The organism is Marivivens niveibacter (genome assembly GCF_002150005.2).
Classification (GTDB): domain Bacteria; phylum Pseudomonadota; class Alphaproteobacteria; order Rhodobacterales; family Rhodobacteraceae; genus Marivivens; species Marivivens niveibacter.
In genome coordinates, this window is sequence record NZ_MSPP01000002.1 from 301,528 (window position 1) to 317,849 (window position 16,322).

The window sequence follows — 16,322 nt, forward strand, 5'->3', positions numbered from 1 at the left end:
TTTAAGCCTCCACCAATCTATCGAGTTGGAGGCAAGCTACGATTCAAAGGTGTTCTAAGGTCGGCCCGAAATGGGATTCATTCGGGCCGAAATAAGGCAGATTACAGTTTGCCATGGCAATGTTTGAATTTCTGACCAGAACCACAAGGGCACAGATCATTACGGCCCGGGTTGCCCCAAGTCGATGGATCATCCTCAACAAACCCAGGAGCTGCCTCGCCCGATGGTTCAGCAGGGGTCACAGGCGCAGCGGCCATTTGTGCGCGGCGCTGTTGCTCGACCATCTGACGCACCATCTGTTCCTGCTGCTCTTTGGTCATCGGCTGAATACGTGACAGTTTTTGGGTCACGTCCTCGCGCAGGCTTTCCAACATACCTTCGAACAGTTGGAAGGATTCGTTTTTGTATTCATCCAGCGGGTTACGCTGCGCGTGGCTACGCAGACCCACAACCGAACGCAGGTGTTCAAGCGTCAGAAGGTGTTCGCGCCATTTTGCATCAATGGTCGTCAGCAGAAGCTGCTTTTCGACCTGACGCATGGTTTCAGGGCCGAACGCCTCTAGCTTTTCTTCCATCAGCTTGTCGCTGGCTTCGATCAGGCGGCTACGCAGATCGTCGTCGTCAACGCCATCTTCTTTCGCCCAATCAATGATCGGCACATCCAAATTCAGCTTTTCAATGGATGCGGCATACAAACCTTCGGCGTCCCATTGATCCGCATAACTGCGTTCGGGGATGAATTGATCCACCAGATCGTCGATCGCATCGTGACGCATATCGGTAACGATTTCAGATTGATCATCCGCTTCAAGGATTTCACGGCGCTGTTTGAAAATCACTTTGCGCTGTTCGTTCATCACATCGTCGAACTGCAACAGCTGTTTACGGATATCAAAGTTGCGGCCTTCGACCTTAGCTTGCGCACGTTCTAGCGACTTGTTAACCCATGGGTGAACGATCGCTTCGCCTTCTTTCATGCCCAGACCGGACAGAACCTTTTCCAGTCGTTCCGAACCGAAAATGCGCATCAGGTCATCGTCCAGCGACAAATAGAACGACGAACGGCCAGGGTCACCCTGACGGCCCGAACGACCGCGCAGCTGGTTATCGATACGGCGGGATTCGTGACGTTCAGTTGCAAGAACATACAGACCGCCAGCAGCTTTTACCGCCTCTTCATCCGCTTTGTGCGCTTCTTCGATGCGGGTGCGGATGGCTTCGGGATCTGCGTCTGGTTCTGCGGTGATTGCCTCTAGAACCTTGTGTTCGACGTTACCGCCCAATTTGATGTCAGTACCGCGGCCCGCCATGTTGGTCGCAATGGTCACAGCGCCCAGTTTACCTGCGTCTGCAACGATCTGCGCCTCTTGTTCGTGCTGGCGCGCGTTCAGGACGTTGTGTTTCACGCCCGCAGCAGTCAGCAGTTGCGACAGATATTCAGATTTTTCGATCGAGGTCGTACCCACAAGGATCGGCTGGCCTGTTTCGTGGACCTTTTGGATCTCTTTGGTGATCGCCGCGTATTTTTCCTGTGCCGAACGATAAATCTGGTCGTGTTCGTCCACACGCGCCACAGGGCGGTTGGTTGGAACAGCGACAACGCCCAAATTATAGATGGTGCGGAATTCGGTTTCTTCGGTCATGGCCGTACCGGTCATGCCGCCCAGTTTGTCGTACAGACGGAAATAGTTCTGGAACGTAACCGAAGCCATCGTGACGTTCTCAGGCTGAATTTTGCAGCCTTCTTTTGCCTCGATCGCCTGATGCAGACCATCAGACAAACGACGACCAGCCATCATACGGCCAGTGAATTCGTCGATCAGAACGATGCCACCATCGCGTACGATGTAGTCTTTGTCTTTGGTGAACATCTTGTGCGCACGCAACGCTTGGTTCACGTGGTGGACCAATGTGGTGCTTTCGGGATCGTATAGCGAATGTTCGGCGTCCAACAGGCCTGCCGCTTTTAGCTGTGCTTCCAGATAATCGTTGCCTTCGTCGGTGAATGTCACCTGACGGGATTTTTCATCCAACGTGTAATGTTCGTCTTGGATGCCAGGAATAACTTTATCAATCGTGACATACATTTCGGAACGGTCTTGTGCAGGGCCCGAAATAACCAATGGCGTACGCGCTTCGTCGATCAGGATCGAATCCACCTCGTCCACAATCGCAAAGTAGTGATCGCGCTGCATCATCTGCGCCAGATCGGTCGCCATATTGTCGCGCAGGTAATCAAAACCCAGTTCGTTGTTGGTCGAATAGGTGATGTCGCAGGCGTATGCCTCGCGTTTTTGATCTTTGGGCTGGTTCGGGATCACAACACCAGTGGTCAGACCCAATGCGCCATAGACCTTGCTCATCCATTCGGCGTCGCGTGCGGCCAGATAGTCGTTCACGGTCACAACATGCACGCCGCGGCCTGTCAGCGCATTCAGATAGGCCGCAAAGGTGGACATCAGCGTTTTACCTTCGCCGGTCTTCATCTCTGCGATGTTGCCTTGGTGCAGGAAAATACCGCCCATCAGCTGCACATCAAACGCACGCAGACCCAGCGCGCGTTTCGCGCCTTCGCGGCAGTTTGCAAATGCTTCGGGCAGCAGCTGATCCAGCGTTTCGCCTTTGGACAGGCGCTCTTTGAACTCTGCGGTTTTTTCGATCAGCTGCGCGTCCGTCAGCTTTTCAAATTCCGGCTCGAGGGCGTTGATCTTTGCAACGATAGGTTTGGTTGCCTTGATCTTGCGATCGTTCGCGGTGCCAAACACCTTTTTGGCCAGCGTTCCGAATCCGAGCATGTTCTCTCCGCGCCCGTTCACGGGCATTATAACATCGATATGATGAGAGGCTCCTTGTCGGTTGTCCTGCCAAGGCCTAAACAAATGGCAATTCGGCCTCTCTCAGCCTTGAACGCATGTAAGGTGGGGGCCATAAAGTGTCAACGCCGCAGCCCTTTTGCGGCCCTTTAGAGAAAAGATTGATGAAATATTTGACCAAATTGGCAGCAGTGTCTGCATTCGCACTGTCCGCCGTTGCTGCAAACGCCCAAGACGTTGACCCGAACACTGTTGTTGCAACTGTAAACGGCACAGAGATCACTCTGGGCCATATGATCATCACCCGCGCCCAACTGCCACAGCAGTACGCGCAGCTGCCAGCTGATGTTCTGTATGACGGCATTCTGGAACAGCTGATCCAGCAGCAACTCCTAGCTGATGAATTGACCGACGTGCCTGCCCGTGCCCTGATCGCGCTGGAAAACGAAGAGCGTTCCATCAAAGCAGGCGAACGCATCGCTGCAATCTCTGCTGACCTTGTAACCGACGAAGCGATCCAAGCCGCATACGACGAAATGTTCGCCGATGTGACACCTGCACAGGAATACAACGCATCGCACATTCTAGTTGAAACCGAAGAAGAGGCAGTCGCTGTTCAAGACCGCGCCAATGCTGGCGAAGATTTCGCAGAACTGGCGATGGAACTGTCCACTGGCCCATCCGGCCCGAACGGTGGTTCGCTGGGGTGGTTCGGCCAAGGCATGATGGTTCAGCCATTCGAAGCTGCGGTTATGGAAATGGAAGCTGGCGAAGTATCGGGCCCAGTACAAACTCAATTCGGCTGGCACATCATTAAACTGAACGAAGTGCGTGATCAGGCTCTGCCATCGTTAGAAGAACTGCGCCCAGAAATCGCAGGCCAGATTGAAGAAACCGTTGTGACCGAATATCTGACATCGCTGGAAGAAGGCGCCGATATCACCCGCATCGAAGCAGGCACCATCGACCCAGAAGCTTTGTCCAATATTGACCTGCTGGAGCAGTAATTAATCATGCCCGTCTCGCCTCTTGCCCCTGCGGCATTTCCTGACCTACCGGTCATTGATGGTGTTCGTTTTGCAACCGCTATGGCGGGTGTGAAATACAAAAACCGCACCGACGTTATGCTGGCCGAACTGGCCGAAGGGTCGACCATTGCTGGCGTGTTCACACGTTCAGCAACCCGTTCGGCTAACGTGCTAGATTGTCAGGCCAAGAACGGCAAAACACAGGCGGGTCGGGCTGCGATTATCGTAAACTCGGGCAACTCCAACGCCTTTACAGGTGGTCGCGGCGTCGAAGCCGTGGACGCTCTATGCGCTGGTGTTGCCGAACAAATGGGGATTGATGCGGATCGCGTGTTCACATCGTCCACAGGCGTCATTGGCGAACCCCTGCCCTATGAACGCATCACCGCGAAAATCGGCGAACTGGTGGACAACCTTGACCCTGTTGGTATCGCACCAGCGGCTAAGGCGATCATGACCACTGACACCTTCCCCAAAGGCGCCAGCACGACGATCACCGTCGATGGCAAACCCGTGAAAATCGCAGGCATCGCCAAAGGTTCGGGCATGATTGCGCCTGATATGGCGACCATGCTGGTATACATCTTTACGGATGCGAAAATCGGCTATGACGCGCTGCAACAGGCGCTTAGCCAGCTGACCGACCGTACGTTCAATTGCATCACGGTCGACAGCGATACGTCGACTTCTGACACCCTGCTGATCGGGGCAACGGGGGCGTCGGGCGTGGACGTCACAGGCAACGATGATTTCGTCGCCGCGCTACATGACGTCATGCTGGACCTATCACATCAGGTTGTCCGCGACGGCGAAGGTGCCTCCAAATTCGTTGAAATCACCGTCACCGGCGCCCAAGACGATCAGGATGCGTTCAAGGTGGCTATGGCGACCGCGAACAGCCCGCTGGTCAAAACCGCCATCGCAGGTGAGGACGCCAACTGGGGCCGCGTTGTGATGGCCGTGGGTAAATCGGGCGCCTATGCGGACCGCGATAAACTGTCGATCCGTTTTGGCGATATCGTCGTGGCCGAAAACGGCTGGCGCGCACCGAACTATTCCGAGGACGACGCCAGTGCCTACATGAAAAACCAGAACCTTGTGATCGGTGTCGATCTGGGTCTGGGCTCAGGCAAAGCCACGGTTTGGACCTGCGACCTGACCTATGAATACATCCGTATTAACGCGGATTACCGGTCATGACGAAAAAGGTGATCCTAGTTTCCGCGGTCGCGCTCATCGATGTTGATGGGCGCGTTCTGCTGGCCCAACGCCCCGAAGGCAAATCCATGGCTGGTCTATGGGAATTCCCGGGCGGCAAGATTGAGGCCGGCGAAACACCAGAGGCCGCATTGGTCCGCGAACTGCACGAAGAGTTGGGTATTGAAACATGGGACAGCTGCCTTGCGCCGCTGACCTTTGCGTCGCACAGCTATGGTGATTTTCATCTGCTGATGCCGCTGTTCGCCTGCCGCCGCTGGAACGGTACGCCGCAACCCAAAGAAGGCCAAACGCTGAAATGGGTCGGCAAACATCAACTGCGCGACTATCCGATGCCACCTGCGGACATCCCCTTGATACCGATACTATTCGACTGGCTATAACCAAGCTACCGATGCTTCCTGCCAATGATTTCGTGGATCATGTACCAAAGCCCTAGGAAACGAAAACCGAGGGTCCAATCATGCTCCGTACTATTACCATTGGCAGCTGCGTCGCAATCCAAGGCCTGTATGTGCGCGATTCGGAAAACGGTCGTGTTGTTGTACGCGTAGGCGATAAACACTACGTCGGTCGCCCTGTATAATCAGCGTTTTTGATTACACTTCGTGCAAGCGGTGAAAATTTCACCGCTCACGTATCGGTGTTTATGTCAAGTTTGTGACGGATTTTTAGTGATCGCGCATTCGTTGTGTGATAAATATTTATGCACGTCCTGAACACAAAGGTGACAAAATGCTCAAAACAATCACAGTTGGTAGCAGCGTTTCCGTGCAGGGCTTGTACGTACGCGATCTTGATAATGGCCGTATCATGGTCAACGTCGAGGGCAAGAATTACGCTGGCAAACCAGCAAACAAAGCGTCCTAAGCCACACTCACGCTGCCAAATACCCAAATACGAAAAAGGGACAGTCAACGGACTGTCCCTTTTTTGTTTTGTCGGTGTTGCGTAGCCTTTTACAGGCTACGCTCGATTTCTTCGCGTTCGAAAATCTCGATCACATCGCCTGGGCGAATATCATCGTAGTTTTCAAAGGCCATACCGCATTCCTGACCGGACTGAACTTCAGCCACTTCGTCTTTGAAACGCTTCAGGGTCTTCAGGGTGCCTTCGTGGATAACCACGTTGTCACGCAGCAGACGTACGCCAGCCGAACGACGTGCCACACCTTCGGTAACCAAACAGCCAGCAACCTTGCCGACGTTGGACACTTTGAACACTTCTTTGATGTTCGCATAACCGATGAAGTTTTCACGGATTTCTGCGGACAAAAGGCCAGATGCAGCGGCTTTGATGTCGTCAACCAGATCATAGATGACCGAATAGTAACGGATCTCTACGCCTTTTTGGTTGGCCGAGTTACGTGCTGGTGCGTTCGCACGGACGTTAAAGCCGATCACTGGGGTACCCGATGCTTCGGCCAGACCAACGTCGGTTTCGGTGATCGCACCTACGCCGTAGTGGATGACGCGCACGCGGACTTCGTCGTTGCCGACTTTTTCCAGCGCTTGAACGATCGCTTCTGCCGAACCTTGAACGTCCGCTTTCACAACAACTGGCAGCTCAGAGACGTTTTCGTCTTCTTTCGCTTTCGCCATCAGTTGTTCCAGCGTGGTTGCGGCGCCAGCTGCTGCGCGTTTTTCTTTCGCAGCGTGGGCACGGTATTCAGCAATCTCACGCGCTTGCGCTTCGGTCTCGGTTACGTTCAAAACGTCGCCTGCTTCTGGTGTGCCGTTCAGGCCCAGAACTTCGACAGGAACCGATGGGCCAGCTTCGTCAACGCGGTCACCTTGGTCGTTGATCAGCGCGCGGACTTTACCCCACTGTTCGCCCACAACAAAGATGTCACCACGTTTCAGCGTACCGTTCTGAACCAGAACAGTGGCCACAGGGCCGCGACCTACGTCCAGCTGAGCCTCGATAACAGCGCCTTGTGCAGCGCGGTTCGGGTTCGCTTTCAGCTCCAGAATTTCTGCTTGCAGCGCGATGGCTTCTAGCAGTTCATCCAGACCTTTGCCGGTTTTTGCCGAAACTTCGACGTCCTGCACATCACCCGACATTTTTTCGACGATCACTTCGTGCATCAGCAGGTCGGTGCGTACTTTGTCGATGTTTGCTTCAGGTTTATCGCATTTGTTGATCGCAACGATCATCGGAACGCCAGCCGCTTTTGCGTGGTGGATCGCTTCGATGGTCTGAGGCATCACAGCATCGTCCGCTGCTACAACCAGAACAACAATGTCGGTCACATGCGCACCGCGGGCACGCATCGACGTAAACGCCGCGTGGCCCGGAGTATCCAAGAACGACAGAACCGCGCCGGATTCAGTGGTCACCTGATACGCACCGATGTGCTGGGTAATGCCGCCCGCTTCGCCCGATACAACGTTCGCTTTGCGGATTGCGTCCAGCAGCGATGTTTTACCGTGGTCAACGTGACCCATGATGGTGATCACAGGTGGACGCGATTCCAGATCTTCGGCTTTGTCTTCGACCTGTTCGATCGCCTGTTCAACGTCGGCATCCGACACGCGCTGTACGCGGTGGCCGAATTCTTCGATGATCAGTTCTGCGGTGTCTTGGTCGATGGTTTGGTTCTGCGTCGCCATGATGCCGTTCTGCATCAGAGCTTTCACAACGTCAGCCACACGTTCGGCCATACGGTTGGCAAGCTCTGCCACCGTGATCGCCTCTGGCAACTGAACGTCGCGCACAACTTTTTCACGCTGCTGCTGGCCACCCATCGCTTTTTGACGGGCTTTTTCCTGCTTACGCTTCATCGACGCCATCGAACGCTGACGGCCATCGCCACCAGACAGAGCATCGTTCAGCGACAGTTTACCGGAACGGCGTCCGCCGTCACGACCAGCGCCTTTGCCTTTGCCGCCCTTGTTATCATCGCGGTTATCGTCGCGACGATTGTCGGTTTTGCGCGCACCAGATGGCGCAGGGCCAGCATTGCGTGCACCACCGCGATCGTCAGCTTGGGCTGGCGCGGCAGCAGGCGCGGCTTTGGCAGCAGCGGCTTTTTTCTTTTCTTCTGCGGCACGTTTGGCAGCTTCTTCGGCTTCACGCTTCTTGCGCTCTTCCTCTTCGGCTTTTGCCTTCAGTGCTTCTTCGCGCTCACGCTCTTCGCGCTCCTTGGCTTCTGCCTCGGCGCGGCGGCGTTCGCGTTCTTCTTCGCGGGCCTTTTCTTCGGCTGCGCGTTGCGCTGCCTCTTCGGCTTCGCGGGCTTTGGCCAGGGCCAAAGCTTTCATACGGCGTTCCAGTTCGGCATCCGAAATGCCTGCTGGACGCTTTTTCGGGTCACCCAACGCAGGGGAGGATGCACCGCCCGTTTTCGCTGCGCCTGGTTTTGGAACCACAACGCGTTTGCGTTTGGTCTCAACCACGACGTTCTTGGTACGCCCGTGACTAAAGCTCTGCTTTACGTTTCCAGAACCGCCACGCAGGCCAAGAGGTTTTTTTCCGTCGTTATCGCTCATCTAGCTTCTTTTTCCTTTCCGGTGGCCGAATTGCCGCCGTCAGTTACACGCATGCTTTTCAGCTTTGCGGCTTCCTCTACAACACGGTCGCTGAGTCCACCAGTAGAGAGCGCGCCATGTATCACACTTTGCCGTCCAAAAGCCAAACCCAATTCGTCGGCTGTCAGGCAATCGAAGTAACGGGCGCCTTGCGGCGTCCATAATTTTGCTTTGCCACGTTCTGATCCGTCGCATGCTTGCAGCAGAACGCGAACACGTGCGCTCCCTGCGAGCCAATCTTTGACCTTTTCAAATCCACAGACCGCCAGACCCGCCTTGCGGGCCAATGCGATCAGGTCAGTAACACGGCGAGCCAACTGGCGTTCGACTTCATTCGCCAGATTGTCAGGCACGGTAACTTGTGCCTTTGCGGATCGGGAAAACTGTCCCTTGCCGGCTTGGCTGATCGCATCGCGGGTAGCAGTCACCCACATGCCGCGACCGGGCAGTTTTTCCATGACATCAGGATAGACCGAATTATCAGGCCCAACCACAAACCGAACCAAACCAGCTGTTGGTTGGACTTCGCCGGTGACGATGCACCGACGTTCCGGGTCTGCGCCCCTGTCCTTATGTTGTCCGCCGCGCGTCAATTACAAGGCCCCCGAGGAATTACTCCTCGGCCTCCTCTTCTTCAACGTCCGCGGTCAGCTCTTCTGGATCGACCCAACCCAGCATAACACGAGCGGTCATGATCAGGTTCTGAGCTTCTTCAAGGCTCACATCGAATTTTTCCAGAACGCCGTCGTCTTTGACGCGTTCACCGTTCACGGTGGTCCAGCCACCAGCCAGTTCCCAGTCCGCGCAGGTTGCGAAATCTTCTAGCGATTTCACGCCGTCTTCGGCCAAGGCTTCGACCATTTGCGGTGTCAGACCATCAAACGTGATTAGGCTGTCTTCGACGCCCATAGCGCGTGCAGCTTCCAATGCTTTGGCAGCTTGCGCTTCTAGGTAGTCACGTGCACGTGCCTGCAGTTCGTTTGCGGTGTCTTCGTCAACACCGTCGATGACCAGCAGTTCGTCCAATTCAACATAGGCGACTTCTTCTAGGCTGGTGAAGCCTTCGGCAACCAGCAACTGAGCAAAGAATTCGTCCAAATCCAAGGTTTCGACGAACAGTTTCGTGCGCACCTCGAATTCGGCCTGACGGCGCTTGGATTCTTCTTCTTCGGTCATGATGTCGATGTCCAGACCGGTCAGCTGGGATGCCAGACGTACGTTCTGACCACGGCGACCAATCGCCAGCGACAGCTGCTCTTCTGGGACGACGACTTCGATTTTGCCGGCTTCTTCGTCCAGAACAACCTTGGAAACCTCTGCAGGCTGCAGCGCGTTCACAAGGAAGGTTGGCATATCTTCGTTCCACGGGATGATGTCGATCTTTTCACCCTGCAGTTCGTTCACAACGGCCTGAACGCGGCTACCGCGCATACCGACGCACGCGCCAACAGGATCGATCGAACCGTCGCTCGATAGTACAGCGATTTTCGCGCGCGAACCTGGGTCACGAGCCACCGCTTTGATCTCGATGATGCCTTCGTAGATTTCAGGCACTTCCATTTTGAACAGTTCGGCCATGAATTCCGGCGCGGTACGCGACAGGAAGATCTGAGGGCCACGCTGTTCGCGGCGCACGTCTTTGACGTAGGCACGAATACGGTCGCCAGGGCGGTATGCCTCGCGGCCAATTTTTTCGTTGCGGCGCAGGACAGCTTCGCCAGCGCCCACATCGACGATCACGTTGCCATATTCTTCGCGCTTCACAGCAGCGTTGATAATGGTGCCGTTCTTGTCTTTGAATTCTTCGTACTGCTTGTCACGCTCTGCTTCGCGGACTTTTTGCAGGATAACCTGTTTTGCAGACTGCGCAGCAATACGGCCCAGTTCAACTGGCGGCACTTCTTCGGAATAGATGTCGCCAACCTGTGGGTTATCCATGTACTGACGCGCCTGTTCGACGGTCATTTCAGCCTGATAGTTTTCCAGCTCTTCATCTTCGACGACGGTGCGCACGCGGGTGAATGTCGCGCGACCCGTTTTGCGGTCGATGGATACACGAATATCCATTTCCGAACCGTAGCGGGACTTCGCGGCGCGAGCCAGCGACTCTTCCATTGCTTCGACAACCAGACCTGGGTCGATCATCTTTTCGCGTGCAACAGCTTCGGCAGTTTGAAGCAGCTCTAGCTGGTTAGCAGAGGTAAATGCCATGTCTCTTACTCCTCGTCGCCATCAATGATGGTTTCAACTTCGTCATACTGGGCCTCGTCAATTTGGCCCTTGTCTTTGCGACCGCGCAGCACTTCGCGGATCAATTCGTCTGTCAGAACCAATTTGGCGTCCGATAGCCATTCGAATTTCAAACCGATGGTGACCTCTTCGGCTTGATCATCCAACGTGATCAGCACTTCGTCACCTTCGGTGCCAGCCAACGCGCCTTTGAAACGGCGGCGGCCATCAATCAATTCCGTGGTTTCGATTTTGGCCGTGTAACCAGCCCATTGGTCGAAATCCTTTAGACGGGTCAACGGACGGTCGATACCGGGCGAAGACACCTCTAGGCTATAGGCTTCGACCACGGGGTCTTCGACGTCCAGTACGGCGGAAATCGCAGTGCTAATGTTGCCGCAATCGTCCACTTCGATGGTGCCGTCAGGCTTTTGCGCCATAACCTGCAGGATTGTTTCCTTGGTGCTGGTCATTAGACGCACGCGTACGACTTCGAACCCCATGTCTTCGATGACTGGGGTGATAATGTCTGCAATGCGGCGGTCCATTGCCGCCTTGGCGATCAGATCGTTCATCTGTTCTCCGAACACAAAAAAACGGGCGCGCGGCCCGTCGATATTTCCCGGTGGAGCGTTAGGCAGTTGCCGTCGGCGCCGCTGTTGAAACGCCATATAGGACGATTACCGCGAATCTGCAAGGGAAACCGTCAGGCCACCCACCAACGTTCGGCAAAACGCGCATTATCCAGCGGCCAAAGGTTGCCAATTTCATGCGGAGTCGCAATCCGTGTGCTGGTCGCGCCAATCCAATTTGCAAAGGCAGGAATGACCATTCCGCCATCGTCGCGCAGCATTTTTTGCAAGTCGGCATAGATTTCGCGGCGCAGATCGCTGTCGAATTCCGCACGGCCCGCAATCAACAATTGTTCAAACCGACCATCCGCCCAGCGCGTTTCGTTCCAAGGGCTGCCCGCCTTGTAGGCCGTGGTCAGCATCCAATCTTCGGTGATGCGGCCCGACCAATAGGTCGCGGACAGTTGCGAATCCGCAGACAAAGCATCCAATGTCACATTGATCCCCGCAGCCGCCAGCGTTTCGCGATACCCGTCCGCCATAGGGCGCGGCATCACATCGGCGGAATAGCCCAGCGCCAGATCAACGCTATTCACACCCGCCTGACGCAAATGCCACTGCGCGCGGTCAGGATCAAATGGCGTCGGCGCAAGGTCGGCAAAATACGCATTCGCAGGGCCGATCGGACTATCGGCGGCGACTCGGCCATGGCCGTGCAGCACATTATCCACGATGCCCTGACGATTAATGCCGTGTTTCATCGCCAAACGCATGTGCGGATCGTCAAAGGGCGCCTGATCCATACGCATTGCAAACCCGAAATGCATATTTCCAGCGGTTTCCAAAATCCGCATCGTCGGGTGCGTCGACAAACGCGACACGTAAGACGGATCAACGCGATCCACCGCATCTACCTGCCCCGTGATCAGCGCATTCATCCGCGCGGCCCGATCGTTCATCGCGATGAATTCAACTCGGTCAAACCAACCCGCATCGCCATCTTTGTAATGGCGTTCGACACGACGTCCGACGAATTTCACACCGGGCTGAAACTGTTCAACGCGGTACAGTCCTGTACCAATGCCTTTGGCAATCGCGGCGTCCATATCTGACGAAGGATAGATGATCAGATGATAATCAGACAAAAGATACGGGAAGTCGGCATTGCCCGAGGTCAGCGTGAACTGAACACAGTGATCATTCACCGCTGTGATCTGCTGAATTTCATCCACGATAGGGCGCGCGCCAGACTGCGACCTGCGATGCAGATCAAAGGACGCAATCACATCCGCCGCAGTGAAGGTCGCGCCATTGTGAAACGTCACGCCCTGCCGCAAATCGACAGTCCAAATGCGCCCATCCGCAGACGATTCCCACGATTGCGCCAATTCGCCAATGATGGATCCATCCGCAGATACTTGGGTTAAACAGTCGAAAACTGCACCCTGCGCACAAGCAATCATAAAGCTGTCGGAAAAGGTACGCGCATCCCAACTATCGGATGCATGTGCCCCAGAAAGGCCGACCGACAAACGCCCACCTTGGCCACGCGCAAACGCTCCGGCGCCAGCCGCGGAAAACACCGCCGCCGCCATACCATACTGTAGCAATCGTCTACGTTTATAGGTCTGCAAAATGCACGATCCCTTTATCCGCCAAGTCCAAGAACGTTAGACAACCATACCATTACGGTCCACTCCTAAAAATCAACTTACCTCGTCTCAGACGGTTAGTTTCCGACATAAATTGGCGCAAAAGCGGTTGAATTGATTTACTTAAACCCAAGTTTATGTTCTGTTTGCGACATAATGTTATGGGAAGGTGTCGTTTTTACACAACTTCTCAGCATGTCATAGCGTGCAGGCTGATAAAAAAGCTGAACGCATAAAAAGATAGTCAGGGAGACTAAACGTGAAATTCAACAAACTTGGCGCTGTTGCCGCTATTGCAATGACCTCGGCATTTGCTGGTTCCGCCGCGATGGCTCAGGAATGTGGTTCGTATACCATGGCAGAATTCAACTGGGCCTCGGCCGAGCTGATGGCTAACGTCGACAAAATCGTACTTGAGGAAGGTTTCGGCTGTGACATCGAACTGATCCCAGGCGGCACCACCACCATCTTTGCGTCGATGAACGAAAAGGGCGAACCAGATATTGCTGGCGAACTATGGGTCAACGCCGTGCGCGATCCGCTGAACGCTGCAATCGAAGAAGGCCGCCTGCATTCGGTTCTGACCGGCCCGATCACTCAGCTGGGCGAAGGCTGGTGGGTGACCGCGCAATTCGCAGAAGAGCATCCAGAACTGAACACCGTTGAAAAAGTGCTAGAGCACCCAGAGCTGTTCCCATACGCCGAAGATGAATCGCTGGGCGCATTCATGGGCTGCCCTGCAGGTTGGGGCTGTCAGTTGTCCAACGCACAGCTGTTCCGCGCATTCGACATGGAAGAAAAAGGTTGGACCTTGGTTGATCCAGGTTCGGCAGCTGGTCTGGACGGCGCAATCGCCAAAGCATCCGAACGTGGCGAACCATGGTTCGGTTACTACTGGGCGCCAACAGCAATCATCGGCAAATACAACATGCAGCTGCTGGAATGGGAAACCGAATGGGCTGGTTCCGAAAACTGGGACGGCTGTATCGTGAAGCCTGAACAGGAATGTCTGGACCCACAGCCATCGTCCTACACCGAATCCGAAGTGCACACCGTTATCACCGATAACCTGATGCAGCAGGGCGGTATCGCAGTGGATTACCTGGAACAGCGCGTATTCCCAGGCGAAATCATGAACGCCATGCTGGTTTACATGACTGAAAACCAGGCAACCGGCGAAGACGCTGCTTATGTGTTCCTAGAAGAGCACGAAGACATCTGGACCCAGTGGGTAACACCAGAGGCAGCAGAAGCGATCAAATCGGCTCTGTAATCTTAGTCTGAACTTTTCGAACGGGGGGCTGCGGCTCCCCGTTTTCGCGTAAATGGTCCGCCCGTTTCAACGCATAATTACAAGGATACATAATGGAATTCCTGACTGAATTTCCTTCTATGGGGCGACGCGATTTAACGTCGCTTCGTCAGGCAATCGATGAAACCTTTCGCAGCTTTTCACGCGCTTATGGTGAATCGCTCGAAAACTTTTTCGACCCGCTGCTGCATTTTCTGATTTGGTTTGAAAAACTACTGCTGGGAATGCCTTGGCCGCTGTTCCTGATCATCATTGGTGGTCTAGCGTGGCTGGGATCGCGGTCATGGAAAATCACCGTTGCTTCTGTGCTGGCATTTGTCGCAATCGGCGTGCTGGGCATGTGGGAGGATACGATGGCAACCATGGCAATCATTTCGGTTGCCACGTTGGTCTGCATCGTTGTCGGAATTCCTTTGGGCATCCTCATGGCGCGGTCCGACCGCACCCAATCTGTCATCACGCCCGTTTTGGACGTGATGCAAACCATTCCATCATTCGTCTACCTGATCCCAGTTGTGATGTTGCTGGGCATTGGTAAGGTCCCTGGCCTATTGGCGGTCTGCATCTATGCTATCCCGCCGATCGTACGCCTGACCAATCTAGGTATCCGTCTGGTAGACAAAGACGTGCTAGAGGCCGCCGATGCGTTCGGCGCATCCCCAAAACAAAAACTGCTGGGTGTTCAGGTGCCTTTGGCCCTGCCGAACATTTTCGCAGGCATTAACCAAACCATCATGATGGCGCTGTCCATGGTCGTGATCGCATCGATGATCGGCGTAAAAGGTTTGGGTGTGCCCGTTCTGCGCGCAGTTTCGAACCAATATCTGGCACTGGGCCTGATGAACGGTCTGGCCATTGTTGCGCTGGCAATCATCTTTGACCGCGTCACACAAAGCTACGGCAAACGACTGCAAGCCTATCGGGGGCAAAGCAAATGACCCAGACCAAAGTCAGCATCAAAAACCTATACAAAATCTTTGGCAACAACCCCAAAAAGGTGCTGCCAGACGTTAAGGCCGGCATGACCAAACCAGAACTGCTGGACAAACATAACCATGTGCTGGGTATCCACGACGTATCGCTGGATATCCCTGAAAAGCAGATTCAGGTTGTCATGGGCCTGTCGGGGTCGGGTAAATCCACCTTGATCCGCCATATCAATCGCCTAATCGAACCCACCGATGGTGAAATCCTGATCGACGGCGAAAACGTTCTGGCCATGAACGACACTCAGCTGCGAGAAATGCGCCGCAAAAAGATGGCGATGGTGTTCCAGAAATTTGGCCTGCTACCGCATCGCCGGATTGCGGAAAATGTGGCTTACGGTCTGGAAATTCAGGGCGTGCCCGAGGCCGAGGCGCAAAAGCGCGCTCAGCATTGGATCGACCGCGTTGGTCTGACAGGTTACGAAGAGCATTACCCTGGTCAGCTATCGGGCGGCATGCAACAACGTGTGGGTCTGGCGCGTGCGCTGGCGAACGACGCCGACATCCTGCTCATGGACGAAGCGTTCAGCGCGTTGGACCCGCTGATCCGTTTCGACATGCAATCGATCCTGCTAGAGCTGCAAAAAGAGCTGCACAAAACGATCATCTTTATCACCCACGACTTGGACGAAGCGTTACGTCTGGGCGATAACATCGCGATTTTGCGTGATGGCGCGATGATCCAGCAGGGCGATGCGCAGGAAATTGTTCTGAAACCTGCCGATGATTACATCGCAGATTTCACCAAGGACATTAACCGCGCCAAGGTGATCCGCCTGACGGGTCTGAAATCGCCAGTTTCGGGTTATAACGGCCCGACCTTACCTGGATCCACGGTATTGGAAGAGGCGCTATCGCCTCTGGCCCAAGCCCCAGACCAGACCATCGGGGTGACGGATAAAACCGGCGCAGTCACAGGAACGGTCAACCTGACCCAAGCCATCGAGGCGCTACACGGTTAAAAAACAAACGGCCCCACGCGGGG

The 16,322-nt window shown here is 54.8% G+C and carries 14 protein-coding genes; 8 read left to right on the forward strand and 6 right to left on the reverse strand.

What is annotated here, in order from left to right; all coding sequences use genetic code 11:
• Positions 1–101: 101 nt before the first annotated feature.
• A complete protein-coding gene (gene secA, locus BVC71_RS07360; RefSeq protein WP_086450989.1) occupies positions 102–2,795 on the reverse strand; it encodes a preprotein translocase subunit SecA in 2,694 nt (897 codons plus the stop codon).
• 182 nt (positions 2,796–2,977) lie between these two features.
• Here secA and BVC71_RS07365 point away from each other — a divergent pair, with 182 nt between their 5' ends.
• From BVC71_RS07365 to BVC71_RS15600, 5 genes are all read left to right on the forward strand, one after another.
• Entirely contained in the window at positions 2,978–3,820 is an 843-nt protein-coding gene (locus BVC71_RS07365) for a peptidylprolyl isomerase (RefSeq protein ID WP_086450990.1), read from the forward strand.
• A 6-nt stretch (positions 3,821–3,826) separates the two neighbouring features.
• Positions 3,827–5,041: a bifunctional glutamate N-acetyltransferase/amino-acid acetyltransferase ArgJ gene (gene argJ, locus BVC71_RS07370; RefSeq protein WP_086450991.1), complete on the forward strand. Its 1,215-nt coding sequence runs from the start codon at positions 3,827–3,829 to the stop codon at positions 5,039–5,041.
• Positions 5,038–5,442, forward strand: coding sequence for an 8-oxo-dGTP diphosphatase MutT (gene mutT / locus BVC71_RS07375; protein WP_086450992.1), 405 nt, complete (start codon positions 5,038–5,040; stop codon positions 5,440–5,442). Before argJ ends, mutT begins: the two co-directional genes overlap by 4 nt.
• 80 nt (positions 5,443–5,522) lie before the next feature.
• Complete coding sequence (locus BVC71_RS15595) at positions 5,523–5,645, forward strand: hypothetical protein (RefSeq protein ID WP_086450993.1); 123 nt, start codon at positions 5,523–5,525, stop codon at positions 5,643–5,645.
• 149 nt (positions 5,646–5,794) lie between these two features.
• Positions 5,795–5,929, forward strand: a complete 135-nt coding sequence (locus BVC71_RS15600) for a hypothetical protein (RefSeq protein ID WP_276267801.1) — start codon at positions 5,795–5,797, stop codon at positions 5,927–5,929.
• 89 nt (positions 5,930–6,018) lie between these two features.
• On the opposite strand, the gene infB is transcribed toward BVC71_RS15600, so the two are convergent.
• The 5 genes from infB to BVC71_RS07405 form a co-directional block, all read right to left on the reverse strand.
• Positions 6,019–8,547 (reverse strand): translation initiation factor IF-2, encoded by a 2,529-nt coding sequence (gene infB, locus BVC71_RS07385; RefSeq protein ID WP_086450994.1) that lies wholly within the window; start codon positions 8,545–8,547, stop codon positions 6,019–6,021.
• Positions 8,544–9,179, reverse strand: a complete 636-nt coding sequence (locus BVC71_RS07390; RefSeq protein ID WP_086450995.1) for an RNA-binding protein — start codon at positions 9,177–9,179, stop codon at positions 8,544–8,546. The genes infB and BVC71_RS07390 overlap by 4 nt, the downstream gene beginning before the upstream one ends.
• A 19-nt stretch (positions 9,180–9,198) precedes the next feature.
• Positions 9,199–10,797 carry a transcription termination factor NusA gene (nusA, locus tag BVC71_RS07395; RefSeq protein WP_086450996.1) on the reverse strand — a complete coding sequence of 533 codons (1,599 nt, stop codon included), beginning with the start codon at positions 10,795–10,797 and terminating at the stop codon, positions 9,199–9,201.
• Positions 10,798–10,802: 5 nt separating this feature from the next.
• Positions 10,803–11,390, reverse strand: coding sequence for a ribosome maturation factor RimP (gene rimP / locus BVC71_RS07400; protein WP_086451275.1), 588 nt, complete (start codon positions 11,388–11,390; stop codon positions 10,803–10,805).
• A gap of 131 nt (positions 11,391–11,521) precedes the next feature.
• Positions 11,522–13,021 carry an ABC transporter substrate-binding protein gene (locus tag BVC71_RS07405; protein ID WP_338036463.1) on the reverse strand — a complete coding sequence of 500 codons (1,500 nt, stop codon included), beginning with the start codon at positions 13,019–13,021 and terminating at the stop codon, positions 11,522–11,524.
• A 277-nt stretch (positions 13,022–13,298) separates the two neighbouring features.
• Between BVC71_RS07405 and BVC71_RS07410 the strand changes: the two genes are divergently transcribed.
• The 3 genes from BVC71_RS07410 (at position 13,299) to BVC71_RS07420 (ending at position 16,299) form a co-directional block, all read left to right on the forward strand.
• Positions 13,299–14,312, forward strand: coding sequence for a glycine betaine ABC transporter substrate-binding protein (locus tag BVC71_RS07410; protein ID WP_338036464.1), 1,014 nt, complete (start codon positions 13,299–13,301; stop codon positions 14,310–14,312).
• A gap of 92 nt (positions 14,313–14,404) precedes the next feature.
• On the forward strand, positions 14,405–15,289 hold the full coding sequence (locus BVC71_RS07415) for an ABC transporter permease (protein WP_086450998.1): 885 nt from the start codon (positions 14,405–14,407) through the stop codon (positions 15,287–15,289).
• Positions 15,286–16,299 carry a quaternary amine ABC transporter ATP-binding protein gene (locus BVC71_RS07420; protein ID WP_086450999.1) on the forward strand — a complete coding sequence of 338 codons (1,014 nt, stop codon included), beginning with the start codon at positions 15,286–15,288 and terminating at the stop codon, positions 16,297–16,299. Before BVC71_RS07415 ends, BVC71_RS07420 begins: the two co-directional genes overlap by 4 nt.
• Positions 16,300–16,322: the final 23 nt, after the last annotated feature.